This window comes from Alienimonas chondri (genome assembly GCF_013036045.1).
Classification (GTDB): domain Bacteria; phylum Planctomycetota; class Planctomycetia; order Planctomycetales; family Planctomycetaceae; genus Alienimonas; species Alienimonas chondri.
The window spans coordinates 1-11,297 of sequence record NZ_WTPX01000146.1 but is presented as its reverse complement, the minus strand read 5'-3'; the positions used below and the strand labels follow the sequence as shown (position 1 = coordinate 11,297).

Annotated in this window: 10 protein-coding genes; 2 read left to right on the top strand and 8 right to left on the bottom strand. The window is 67.8% G+C overall.

Annotated elements, in window-relative coordinates; genetic code table 11:
* The 5 genes from LzC2_RS17340 to LzC2_RS17320 all read right to left on the bottom strand — a co-directional run.
* Positions 1 to 345, bottom strand: a 345-nt coding sequence (locus tag LzC2_RS17340) for a hypothetical protein (RefSeq protein WP_171189282.1), incomplete at its 3' end; no start/stop codon positions are given.
* Positions 342 to 659, bottom strand: coding sequence for a hypothetical protein (locus LzC2_RS17335; RefSeq protein ID WP_171189281.1), 318 nt, complete (start codon positions 657 to 659; stop codon positions 342 to 344). The genes LzC2_RS17335 and LzC2_RS17340, both read right to left, overlap by 4 nt.
* Positions 660 to 666: 7 nt before the next feature.
* On the bottom strand, positions 667 to 3,159 hold the full coding sequence (locus LzC2_RS17330; protein ID WP_171189280.1) for a PSD1 and planctomycete cytochrome C domain-containing protein: 2,493 nt from the start codon (positions 3,157 to 3,159) through the stop codon (positions 667 to 669).
* Between the two features lie 132 nt (positions 3,160 to 3,291).
* Positions 3,292 to 4,254, bottom strand: a complete 963-nt coding sequence (locus tag LzC2_RS21890) for an excisionase family DNA-binding protein (protein ID WP_206678770.1) — start codon at positions 4,252 to 4,254, stop codon at positions 3,292 to 3,294.
* 161 nt (positions 4,255 to 4,415) lie between these two features.
* Positions 4,416 to 5,579, bottom strand: coding sequence for a ribonucleotide-diphosphate reductase subunit beta (locus LzC2_RS17320; RefSeq protein ID WP_171189279.1), 1,164 nt, complete (start codon positions 5,577 to 5,579; stop codon positions 4,416 to 4,418).
* Positions 5,580 to 6,049: 470 nt separating this feature from the next.
* On the opposite strand from LzC2_RS17320, the gene LzC2_RS17315 reads away from it, so the two are divergent.
* A complete protein-coding gene (locus LzC2_RS17315) occupies positions 6,050 to 6,775 on the top strand; it encodes a Uma2 family endonuclease (protein WP_171189278.1) in 726 nt (241 codons plus the stop codon).
* Positions 6,776 to 6,874: 99 nt separating this feature from the next.
* On the opposite strand, the gene LzC2_RS17310 is transcribed toward LzC2_RS17315, so the two are convergent.
* The 3 genes from LzC2_RS17310 to LzC2_RS22905 form a co-directional block, all read right to left on the bottom strand.
* Positions 6,875 to 7,288, bottom strand: a complete 414-nt coding sequence (locus tag LzC2_RS17310; protein WP_171189277.1) for a DUF423 domain-containing protein — start codon at positions 7,286 to 7,288, stop codon at positions 6,875 to 6,877.
* 138 nt (positions 7,289 to 7,426) lie between these two features.
* Positions 7,427 to 7,996 (bottom strand): DJ-1/PfpI family protein, encoded by a 570-nt coding sequence (locus tag LzC2_RS17305; protein WP_171189284.1) that lies wholly within the window; start codon positions 7,994 to 7,996, stop codon positions 7,427 to 7,429.
* Between the two features lie 95 nt (positions 7,997 to 8,091).
* Complete coding sequence (locus LzC2_RS22905) at positions 8,092 to 9,204, bottom strand: hypothetical protein (RefSeq protein ID WP_171189276.1); 1,113 nt, start codon at positions 9,202 to 9,204, stop codon at positions 8,092 to 8,094.
* A gap of 417 nt (positions 9,205 to 9,621) precedes the next feature.
* On the opposite strand from LzC2_RS22905, the gene LzC2_RS17295 reads away from it, so the two are divergent.
* Entirely contained in the window at positions 9,622 to 11,136 is a 1,515-nt protein-coding gene (locus LzC2_RS17295) for a sulfatase family protein (protein WP_315854719.1), read from the top strand.
* The last annotated feature ends 161 nt before the right edge of the window (positions 11,137 to 11,297 follow it).

The window sequence follows — 11,297 nt, the reverse complement described above, 5'->3', positions numbered from 1 at the left end:
AGCGATAGGCGGGGCGGGGGCGGCTTGCGGGGCGCTGCGGCCGCGGAGATAGCAGTCGGCGTACTCCTCGTCCGGCATGTCCAGAAACATCTGGAACCGTTCGCCGAGGTGCGGCACCGCTCGCCGCAACTCCCCGATTACTTCCCGGATGAAAGGTTCCGATTCTTCATCCCAGCGGTGAAAGAAGGTCGGTATCACCTCCAAAGCGTCGCACACTTGGAAGATCTCTTCTCGGGTGGACGCATCCGCTTCATGACGGCCTGAGATGTTATTGCGGACGAAGCAGAGGCCATGATTCAGAATCCGATCCAGCTTGGCCCTGAGAATCGGCGGCGGCGTATTCATAGTTCGAGCCTCACGGCGGCGAGGGGGATTGATGCGGATTGGCCGCGGGCGCCCAGCGGCTGGACTTCGATCGGTGCGTTCATTGTACCGGTCAGAATCCGCGGCAGATCGACGAGAACCTGCCGATAGCGGGACGAGGTTCGGCTGATCACGTCCTTCGTTTCGGGAACATGCAGGGCGGCGAGGGGAACATCGATGGGCTGCGGCGGGAACCCATCTCGAAACAGCATGGCCGGCAACGTCGCCGCCCCGGCCTCGCGGGCAGCGACGCTACGGCGAACCCCACCGGCGACGTAGTACTGCGGTTCATCCATCCTCCAATCAATCCAAGTACAAAAAGCTGTTCGCGTTGAGCGTCACCAGGCACCACAGTTCGAACGCGCGGTCGGCGTCGAAGTCGTAGTCGGATTGCATCTGTTCGATAAACCGCACGCCGTCTTGCGCCGCCTCGTCGGTGGCGGGGCGGGAGGTCGTCAGGGCGACGGCCCGGGCGATGCGGGCGCGGTCGTCCTTCAACGCTTCCCCGCGGATTCGCTCGGCCAGAGCGACGGCGCGTTCGTTCGCGAAGTCGCCGTTTAAGAGGGCCAACGCCTGGGCGGGCTGGACGGTATTGAAGCGGGCTTCGCAGGGGGCGTCGGTCTCCGGAAAATCGAAGTCCGCCAGCGCCGGGTCGATCACGCTGCGTTTGATGAACGAATACACGGCCCGACGCGCCCGTTCCTCCTCGGAACTGTTCCCCCACCCCTTGCCGGGCTGGGACTGACCGGCGAGCACTTCTTCGCTCAATTTCGGATAGAAGCTCGGACCGTACATCTCGAGGTTCAATTCGCCCGTCACGGCCAGCGAGGCGTCGCGGAGTTCCTCCGCGGTCAAACGCCGGGGGTCGAACCGCCAGAACAGATCGTTGAGCGGATCAGCCGCCGCGGCGGCGGCGTTCGGGCCGCTGGAGCGGCGATAGGCGGCGCTGGTGACGATTAGTTTGTGCAAACGCTTCTGGCTCCACCCCTCCGCGACGAACCGATCGGCGAGCCAGTTCAACAGGTCCGGGTGCGTCGGCGGGGTTCCTAACTTGCCGAAGTTGTTGGACGAACGAACCAGTCCCCGGCCGAAATGGTGCTGCCAGATGCGGTTCACCGCAACGCGGGCGGTGAGGCGGTTTTCCGGGTCGGTGGCCCACTTGGCGAACGCCAACCGGCGGCCGGCGCTGCCCTCGACGGCGGGGGTCGGGGCGAACTCCTCGGCGTCGACTCCGTCGTCCTGGAAGATCTCCGGCACGCCCGGTTCGAGCGGGTCGCCGGTCGCCCCCTGGGCGCTTCCGCGGGCCAGCAGAAAGGTCGCGGGAATCTTGCCGGGTTCGTAGGTCTTCGCGACGGCCAACGTCGTCTCCCGCGACGGCAGCGCTTTGCGGCGGGCGTCGACGCCTTCCAGGTGCTCTTTGATGGAACGATATTCCTCCGCCTCGTCCGCGGAGAGGTGTTTATGCAACTCCCTTTTGAGGACGTTCTCCCGTCGCTTCGGCGGCCCCTCGGTGGCCCGCTGATCGGGGCCGGACATTTTGGCGATGCCCCGCTGTTCGATCTCCCGCTTCTTCGACTCCCACCGGGCCAACTCCACGTCGAGGGCGCGGTGGGCCTCGGCGACCTCCGGCGGGGTGACGTCCGCCTGATTGTTGCCGCTGTTGCGGCCGCGGGTGTCGAACGGGGTCACGTCGCGGAAGACCGCGACCATCTTGTAATAGTCCGCCTGCGGGATCGGATCGAGCTTGTGATCGTGGCAGCGGGCGCAGCCGACGGTCAGCCCCAACACGCCCTCGGAGACGGTGCGGACGGTGTCGTCCAGTTCATCGTAGATCGCCAGTTCCGGGTCGGCCGGTTCGTCGTCCCAGATGCCCAACCGATAAAACGCCGTGGCGGTCAGGTTCTCCGCCCGCTGGGCCGGGCTGTCGGCGGGCAGTTCGTCGCCGGCCAGTTGTTCGACGATAAAGCGGTCGTACGGCTTGTCGTCGTTGAAGCTGCGAATGACGTAATCGCGGTACTTCCAAGCGTTCGGCTTGTCGCCGTCGCGTTCAAAGCTGTTGGTCTCCGCATAGCGGACCAGATCGAGCCAATGGCGGCCCCACTTCTCGCCGTAGCGGGGCGAGGCGAGCAGCCGATCGACCGCCTGTTCGTATGCCTGGCCGGGCCCGTCGAAGCCGGACGCGACGACAAACGCCGTGGTCTCCTCCGGCGTGGGCGGCAGGCCGGTCAGGTCGAAGGAAAGCCGGCGAAGTAGCGTCGCCGGATCGGCCGGGGCGTTCGGTTCCAGCTCCGCGGCTTCCAATCGCGCTTGAATGAAGCGGTCGATCGGGTTGAGGATCGTCGTCGGATCGTTCGTCTCGACGGCGGGCGGGTCGGCGACGACGGGCGCCTCGAAGGCCCAGTGCTCCTCCCACTTCGCCCCGTCGTCGATCCAGTGACGCAGAATCTCGACCTCTTCCGCCGTCAGGCGGTCGCCCTCGGGGGGCATCTGATCCCATTCGCTGTCGGAGGTGATCCGTTCCCACAACGTGCTGCCGTGGGCGTTGCCGGGGAGGATCGCCGGTTCGCCGCTGTCGGTGACGGCGAGGGCGGTCTCGCGGGAGCCGAGCATCAGCCCGCCCTCCGCATCGTCCGGGCCGTGACAGGCGAGACACTTGCGGGCCAACAGCGGTTGGACCTCCCGGGCGAAGTCCACCGCGGGGGCGGGCGACTCGGTCGGCTCGACGTCCGCCGCGCGGACCGACGCCGCGGACCCCGCGAGGAGCAGACAGGAGGACAGCGTGACGAATCGGCTCATACAGATACTATGGCCGACGGAACCCGCCAATTCAACGCCCCATCCTGACAACAGGACTCACACGGCCGAATCCGCAAACCGCCGACGAACGCCGGTCCCGGAGGTATCAGGGACGCCGCTTGACGGATGTTCTCAGGGAGACAGCAGGTCCGCGAGGGCGGACAGCGAGTCGATCTGCCGAACGCCCCTTTCGGACAGGACGGCGGGCGGGACGGCGTCGCCGTGGGTCAGCAGGGTGACGTCGTCGGCCTGACAGGCGGTCTTCACCGCAGCGAAGGCGGCGGCGACTTCGGCTTCGTCCGCCCGCCCGGCCCCGTTCGCGGAGAGCCACAGATAGCGGGGACGCAGCCGTTCGATCGTGCCCGACAACACCTCCGCGGGCACCCCGGCGCCGAGGTTCGTCACGTTGCACCCCGCCGCCGCGGCGACCGTTGCGGCGAGATGCACCGGCAGGGAGTCCACCTCGTAGCCCACGTCCGCCAGCGTCACGTTCGGGGCGGACGGGTTCCCGGCGGACGGGCGGTCCGCGGAGAGACGATCCGCGGAAGGGGAGTGATCGGCGCCCTCGCAGATCAAGTCCCGCAGCCGGCCGGCGGCGGCGATGCTGTTGGCCAGCGCCCGATGCAGCACGCTGCACTCGCGGCTCGGATGATCGCACCGCGCCCGCAGTTCGGCAAACCTCCCGAAGACCGGCTCCTCCAGCGCCACCGGCAACTTCGCCCCGGCGACGAACAGGGCGACGGCGATGCCGGTCGTTACCGTTTCTTCGCCGGCCTCCAAGGCCTCCGCGTAGCGGGCCAGCACCGCTTTGCGATCGCACAGATCGATGCCCGCGGCGCCCTCCAGCGCCGGCACCGCCCCCGCCAGCGCTTCGGGGTTCAGCTTGCCGCATCCGCGGCTCCGCACCCAGGCCAGCGCGTCGCACAACCGAATGCGGCGGTGCCCGCCGGCGGTTTTCTCCGCCTTCAACGCCCCGTCGTCCACCAAGCGTTTGACGGTCGATTCGCTGACCCCCGCCGCCGCGGCGACCTGCTTGGGGGACAGCAATTCCCGCACCGAGCCGGGCGGACGGTCGGAGGACAGGAGCGACGACATATACGCGAGCGAAACGGCAACGACAGAGGGAGAGCGGTGACTGTAGACCCGGGCCCCCGTTCCGCCGACCCGCGTGCGGCGATCTGCCCATGAATCTCTGTCTATGAATGCATAACGCCGAGGCTCCACGGAGCCTCGGCGTTATGTCGTGTCTAATCAAATCAGTCCCAGGAGAGGGCGGAGCCGGTCTGGTACTCGGTGACGCGGGTCTCGAAGAAGTTCTTCTCCTTCGCCAGGTCGATCGTCTCCGACATCCACGGGAACGGGTTGGACGCGCCGAACTCGGCGCCCAGTCCGATGCGTTCCAACCGGCGGTCGGCGACGTGGCGGACGTAGTCGCGGAACAAGTCGGCGTTCAGGCCCATCACGCCCTTCGGCAGGCAGTCCTGAGCGTAAGCGATCTCCAGTTCGACCGCGTGCAGGATGCGGGCGCGGGTCTCCTGCTGGAACTTCGGCGTCCACAGCTCCGGGTTCTCGGCCTTGATGCCGTTGATGAGGTCGATCCCGAAGTTCAGGTGGGTCGTCTCGTCCCGCAAGATGTACTGGAACTGCTCGCCCACGCCGGTCATCAGGTTGCGGCGGTGGAACGACAGCATCATCACGAAGCCGCTGTAGAAGAAGATCCCCTCCATGATCAGGTAGTACCCGATCAGGTTCTTGAGGAACGCCTGAGCGCCTTCGAAGGTCTCCGTGCTGAAGTTCGGGTCCATGATCTCCCGGGTCAGCTCCATCTCCAACTCGTCCTTCGCGGCGATCGCGGGGATCTCACGGTACATGTTGAACAGCGCGCCCTCTTCCAGGCCGAGGCTGTCCACGATGTACAGGAACGTGTGCGTGTGGATCGCTTCTTCGAACGCCTGCCGCAACAGGTACTGGCGGCACTCCGCGTTGGTGACGTGCTTGAAGATCGCCAGCACGAGGTTGTTGCCGACCAGCGACTCCGCGGTCGCGAAGAAGCCGAGGTTCCGCAGGATCACGAGCCGTTCGTCGTCGCTCAGCTTGTCGCTGCGCCAGGTCTCGATGTCCTTGGTCATCGGGACTTCGGTCGGCATCCAGTGGTTGGCACACCCGTTGATGTAGTGCTCCCACGCCCACTTGTACTTCAGGGGCATCAGCTGGTTGACGTCGACGGCACCGCAGTTGATCAGCCGCTTGGCGTCCACGTCGAACCGGCCGGTGTTCTCGGTCGTCAGCCCCTCGGCGTTCGCGGGGTTCTCGACCGGCGCGGCGGGGCGAGCCGGGGCGTCATCGAACGAAAGGGCGCCGCTGTCCCCCGCCTGGGAGCCGGCGGGGGAGAGCGTACGCGGAGCGAGAGTGGCAGACATACGGTTCGCGGCGGGGAGAAGAAGTCTGGTGGTCGAACGAAACCGACGAAGCGACGGCGGAGCCGGGGGGCGGATCAGGGGGTCGCTGGTTCGAACCCCACAGGTTGTACCCGCAGTGCGCCCGAAACCCAACATGACGTTCACGGAATGCGGGGCGGACCCTAGGGGGTCGCTCCGGAGTCACCCGCAAACCTCCCGGGGGCGCCCCAACATGTGGGGGTTCGGCGAGTTTTCCGCGAAGCGGTCAAGGAGCCGGGGCACGGGCGGGATTCATCGTATCGACCGCCCCGCCGCCGCATCCGCACCGCCATCCCCGGAACTGCCGTCTGTTCCCGGGACCGTCGTCGCCCGCGTCCATGCGACCGGAACGTGCTCCGTCGCCCCGGGCGGCGCGGTAGAATCGTTTCCGACCGGTCTGTCAGGAAACGTTCCCTGCGATCGAGTCGCCGTCTTCCCCGCAGGTCGCTCCGATGCCCGCCGTCGCCGATCCGCCGGTCCATCAACGGCCCGGCTCCCCGCAAGTCCCGTCGCCCCCGCTGAGTCTGGACTCGGTCGCCGATCCGGCGGCGGAACCCCGCCCGATGCTCGAGCAGCGGGTGTTATTAGAAGGGGTCTCATGGGAGACGTTCCGCGCGCTGCGGGACGAACCGGCGAACGACCACATCCGCATGACCTACGACCGCGGCCGGCTGGAACTGCTGATGACCGTCTCCTCTTCCCATGGCGAAGTGTCGTCGCTGCTCGGTTTTCTTATCGAACAGTTCCTGAGCGAAACCGACCGCGATTGGCGGGGACTCGGCGACTTCACGGTCGAAGGGGAGGACGTCGCCCGCAGTCTGGAGGGCGACGAGAGCTACTACATCGCCAACGTCGAGGCGATTCGCGGGAAGACGCGGATCGACTTCGACGCCGGCGATCCCGTACCGGATCTGTCGGTGGAGGTGGTCGTTTCCAACCCGATGCTGGACAAACCGGCAGTGTACGCGGCGCTGGGCGTGCGGGAGTTGTGGACGTGGCGAAACGACGCCGTGACCGTTCGCACGCTCTCCCCCGAGGGCGCCTACGAAGAGAGCGAGGACAGCCCGAGCCTGCCCGGCTTCCCCTTCGCTGCGACGGTCGATCTACTGCGTCGGCGGGCGGAACTGACGAAGCCGGAACTCCGCCGGGCGTTTCTGGCGGCGTTGTCGGGCGAGTGACCCCCAGCCCCCCGCATCCGGCAGCCCGAGGCGCAAGCCGAGGCTGTTCGGCGTTTGTAAAATTACCCGGCCTCGGCTTGCGCCTCGGGCTGCCAAGGATCAAATCCTTCGCTCACCGCGCCACGCGGCCCAGGCCAGCAGCACCCAGCCGACGATCAGCAGCGCGCCGCCGATCGGGGTGACGGCGCCGAACCAAGTGCGGCCGGTCAGCGTCAGCAGGTACAGGCTGCCGCTGAAGATCAGCGTGCCGAGCGCGAAGCACCCCGCCGCCGCGGTCAGCGCCTTGGCTTTCACTTGGCTCGCCAGCAATCCGCAGGCGATCACGGCGAGGGCGTGCCAGAGGTGATAGTCCGCCGCGGTGTGCCAGTTCTCCAACCGACGGGCCGCGAGCGCGGCGTCCGGATACCGCTCCGTGACGAATCCGGCGACGCCGTGCGCCCCGAACGCGCCGCAGGCCACGCCGAGCCCGCCGAGGATCGCTCCGGCGGCGACGATACGGGACGCGGTCAGCATGAACGAATCGAATCGGGAGTAACGAAGCGAGCCGGGGGGTTCATCCCCCCGGACCGGTGAGCGCAGCGAACCGAGCGGGAGGCGACGTTCCCCCAAGCCCGGTCCGGGGGGACAAGCCCCCCGGCTCGCCGGATCACGTCAACGGCTTTCCAACACCTCGGCGAAGGCCCGCAGCCACTTCGCGTGACCGGGCCACGCGGGGCTGGTGACGAGGTTCCCGTCGACCACGGCGTCGGTCGGCGGCACCTCTTCATACGTCGCCCCCGCGGCGCTCACCTCCGGTCCGCAGGCGGCGTAGGCGGTGCAGGTGCGGCCCGTCAGCACGCCCGCCGCGGAGAGAATCTGCAACGCATGGCAGATCGCCGCGACCGGTTTGTCTTCGCGGAAGAAGTGACGGACGAGGTCCAGCACCCGATCGTCCAGCCGCAGATACTCCGGCGCCCGGCCGCCGGGCAGCACGAGGCCGTCGTAGTCCGCGGGGTTCACGCCGTCGAAGTCGTGCGTGAGGTGAAAGAGGTGCCCCGGCTTCTCGCTGTAGGTCTGGGCGCCGTCGAAGTCATGCACGGCGGTGCGGACGGTCTCGCCGGCGCCCTTGTCCGGACAGACGGCGACGCACTCGTGGCCCATCGCCCCCAGCGCCTGAAAGGGAACGAACGCTTCGAGCGTCTCGACGTAATCGCCGACGACGAACAGCAGCTTCTTGGACACGTTTCGGACACTCGCGAGGGGCGGGGCGAACCAGCGTATCCCCGCAAACCCGTTCGCCCAAGTCGGAGCCGCGGCTCCGGCTTGGGCGAGGGTCATCACTGCCCCTCGTAGTACCCGCGTTCGCTCGCCGCTTCGACGCGGAACCGCGGCTTGCCCAAAGCGTCCGGGCCGGCGGCCGGGTCGATGCGGCCGTCGACGGAGACGATCAGGTTCTTCTCGCCCTCCAATCCGGCGAGGTGGCCGTTATCGAGGAGAGTCAGCACGCCGCCGAACCGATCGCCGCGATCGGGACTCATGGTGTAGGTGAGGGTCCAGGTCTTCGTCGCCGGATCGTGCTCCACGACGCCGGTCACCGTGCGGGACGGCCCGGCGGGCTGGGCGGAAGCGGCGGCGCTCCGAAGTTCGATCCGGCCGTTCGCCCCGCCGGCGTTCGTCCCCAGCAGCGGCTGAGCCGGGGTTTGCGGCAACGGCGTGGCGGCCGAGGCGGCGGCGGCGAGGCTCGGGCTGGGCGAGCCGGGGCTGTTCTCGCGGAAGGGGTCGTTCGAGCCGAAGTCTCCCGGCGCCGGATCCTGGAAGCCTTCGAACGGAGAGTCTCCCGGCGGGGCCGGTTCAAAGTCCTGCACGCCGTCCGGGTTGGGCGAATCGATATCGAGGGTGTCGTAGTCATCGAGGGGCGGGACCGGCGTGCCGCCGCCGTTGGCGGGGGGCGGTCCGTACCCGGCGTTGTCGCCGTCGTAGAAGGGGCCGCCGCTGTCCGGGCCGCTGCTGCCGCCGGTGGGCGTTTCGCCGAAGCCGCCGTCGTAGGTCGGCTCGCCCAGATTGTCGAAGTCGCCCGAGTCCGGGAAGCCGAAGCCGCTATCCGGCGCCGGCAGCGCGGGCACCCCGCCGTTCGAGGGGGCGCCCAGGTAGGTTCCGCCCTGCTGCTGGATCGTGCCCGGAATCGGCTGCGGAGCGAACTGCGGCTGCCCGTACGGCTGAGCGCCATACGGGGAAGCGCCGTAGGGCTGGTTGTAATAGCCCGGCACCCCGCCGCCGTAGGGCGAGGGGCCGTAGGCGGAGGAGCAGCACCCGCTGACCGCCGCCGCCGCCGCCGCGACCGCCAATAACACGGAGCGCCGACCCCGGTTCCACTGGCCCGGTTCCCGCCGACGCAGGCTGCGCGAAACCATCCGCGGCGGGGCAATTCGCAGCCGGACGGGGCGGAACATGGGGGCGGGCCGACGAACGGGGAATGAAAAACGACCGATTCGCGACGCCCTTCTTGCGAACGCACGGCGCCCGCGAACGTCGGTCGTCGCGGGTGTTAGGACACCCCGCCGCACAGAGTCCACCCCGGCCCCGACCGTCCGCGGCCGAAACTTGAGGGAAAATCAGAGCAGGCGAGATTTTTCTTTGTCTCCAGCCGGTCCGACGAGCGCTCTTCCCCTCTGGGATGACCGCTTGCGGTTTCGCAGCGTCCGAGAATCTTGAGCGCCGCGAAACCGCAAGCGACGCACGAAGGCCACAGAGCGTTCGACAGACAATCTGGCATGCTGTCCAACGCCCCCGCGAACCAGAGCCGCATGCGAACGAATCCCGGCTTCCCTATCGTGGCTCCGTTCGCCCCTTCCTGGAGTCTTCCCGCCGTGATTCGCCCCGCCGCGCTGTTCGCCCTGTTGCTCGCCCCGCTCGCGGCGCCGCCGACCGCTCAAGCTGAGGACGCCTCCGCCGACGCCGCCGAGACGGGACGTCCGCCGAACGTGGTGATCGTGTTCTGCGACGACATGGGCTACGGCGACGCCGGCTTCAGCGGCGCGACCGACATCGCCACCCCGCACCTCGATGCCCTGGCGAAAGGGGGAATGAAGTTCACCCACTTCTACGCCGCCCAGGCGGTGTGCAGCGCCAGCCGGGCCGCGTTGCTGACGGGGTGCTATCCGAACCGCGTCGGCGTCTCCGGGGCGTTCGGCCCCGAGGCGAAGGTCGGCCTGCACCCGGACGAGGTGACGATCGCGGACTTCCTCAAAACCCGCGGGTACGCCACGGCGATCTTCGGCAAGTGGCACCTCGGCGACGAACCGGGGCTGTTCCCGACCGATCAAGGCTTCGACGAGTGGTTCGGCCTGCCGTACTCCAACGATATGTGGCCGCTGCACCCCCGCTACGCCCACATGCCGGACGCCCGCGCCGACCGCAAACGGGGCTACCCGCCGCTGCCGCTCTATGAAACGCCGCTGGAGGGCGAGAACGCCGGCGTGCCGCAGGTGAAGATCGCCGCGGTCGATAAACCCGACCAGGCCCTGCTGACTACCTGGAACGCGGAGCACGCCGTCGACTTCATCAACCGCAAGAAAGACGAACCGTTCTTCCTCTACGTCCCCCACAGCATGCCGCACGTGCCGATCTTCGTGAGCGACAAGTTCGCCGGCAAAAGCGGTCGCGGGTTGTATGGCGACGTGATTATGGAGATCGACTGGTCCGTCGGTCAGATCGTCGAGGCGTTGGAGAAGAACGACCTGCGGGAGAACACCTTGATCGTCTTCACCTCCGACAACGGTCCGTGGCTGAGTTACGGCACCCACGGCGGCGACGCCGGCCCGTTCCGCGAAGGGAAGGGCACCACCTGGGAGGGCGGCCAGCGGGAGCCGACGCTGTTCTACATGCCCGGCACGATCCCCGCCGGCACGGTCTGCGACGCCCCCTGCGGCGCCATCGACCTGCTGCCCACCGTCGCCGACCTGATCGGCGAAGACCTCAGGGCCGCCCTCGGCGACGACCGCGTGATCGACGGCAAATCGATCCTGCCGCTGCTCAAAGGCGAGACGAAAGAATCCCCGCACGAGGCGCTGCTCTTTTATTGGGGACGCGAATTGCAGGCGATCCGCAGCGGTGACTGGAAGCTGCACTTCCCCCACGGCTACCGCAGCCTGCTCTCCGGCGGCGGCCGCCACGGCACACCGTCCGCCTATATGAACCACTTCACCGACGGCGGCCTCTACCACCTCAAACAGAACCCGTCCGAGACGAAGAACGTCGCCGACAAAAACCCGGAGGTCGTCGCCCGCTTGGAGAAACTCGCCGAAGAGGCCCGGCGCTCGCTGGGCGACAGCCGTTTGGAGATGCAGGGCGAAGAGGTGCGCCCAATCGGCCGGGTGAAATAGCGGCGGATTTTATTTCTCCCCTCTCCCTTGAGGGAGAGGGGCCGGGGGTGAGGGTGAGCGAATTGTTCGCACGCTCTGGTTCGGAGAGCGACTCGCCGGACGATGGGCGAGTGGACGGATGTGAACAGCGCTCGGGCGCCGCGCCCCCTCACCCCCGACCC